This window comes from Halomonas sp. GFAJ-1, from assembly GCF_000236625.2.
In the GTDB taxonomy this organism is placed as follows: Bacteria; Pseudomonadota; Gammaproteobacteria; order Pseudomonadales; family Halomonadaceae; genus Vreelandella.
Genome location: NZ_AHBC01000083.1, coordinates 1 through 1,035, shown reverse-complemented (window position 1 = coordinate 1,035; position 1,035 = coordinate 1). Strand labels below are relative to the sequence as shown.

The window sequence follows — 1,035 nt, the reverse complement described above, 5'->3', positions numbered from 1 at the left end:
GGGCTTGGCGGCCTCGTCATCGGGGTTCAAGAAGGCTTCGCGCTCCAGCAGCAGCGCTTCGCGGCGCAGCTCGTTAAAGCTGGTGACGCTCCAAATGTCAGCACCAATGCCCCAGTCGTTGGCCAGAAGCTCGGCGGCCGCTTCGACTTCGCGCAGGATAGTGCCGGAGCCCAGCAGTTGAACGCGACCTTTGTCACCCTGGGTTTCGTTGAGCAGGTACATACCTTTGACGATATCGTCGGCGGGTACGTTTTCCAGTGCGGGGTGCTCGTAGTTTTCGTTCATCACCGTCAGGTAGTAGAAGCAGTTCTCTTTGTCAGTGAACATGCGCTTCAGACCATCCTGAACGATAACCGCCACTTCATGAGCATAGGTCGGGTCGTAGCTGCGGCAGTTGGGGATGGTCGATGCCTGAATCAGGCTGTGACCATCCTGGTGCTGCAGGCCTTCACCGTTGAGCGTGGTGCGCCCGGCAGTGCCACCGACCATAAAGCCACGGGCCTGCAGGTCGCCGGCGGCCCAGGCCAAATCACCAATGCGCTGGAAGCCAAACATCGAGTAGTAGATGTAGAACGGCAGCAGCGTCACGTGGTTGTTGCTGTAGGAGGTCGCCGCAGCGATCCAGGCAGACATGGCGCCCGCTTCAGTAATACCCTCTTCAAGGACCTGACCTTTCTGGTCCTCGCGGTAGTACATGATCTGGCCTTTATCCACCGGCTCATACTTCTGGCCTTCAGCGGTATAAATACCTAACTGACGGAACATGCCTTCCATACCAAAAGTACGCGCTTCATCAGGGATGATCGGCACGACCAGCTTGCCAAGGGCCTTATCCTTCACCAAGCCATTGAGAATCCGCACAAACGCCATGGTGGTGGAGACTTCACGGCCTTTGGAGCCGCCCATTTGCGAGGCAAACGTTTTATCTTCAAGGGCCGGTATTTCCAGCGCGTCAAAATCACTACGGCGGCTTGGCAGGTAGCCATTCAAGCGCTCACGCTGCAGGTGCATGTACTTAAGCTCGGGGGAGTCCTC

At 57.4% G+C, this 1,035-nt stretch carries 1 protein-coding gene; it reads right to left on the bottom strand.

Annotation, left to right across the window (positions count from 1 at the left end; genetic code table 11):
• Positions 1–1,035 (bottom strand): transketolase-like TK C-terminal-containing protein (locus MOY_RS16375; protein WP_009102104.1); only part of this gene is annotated, 1,035 nt, incomplete at both ends.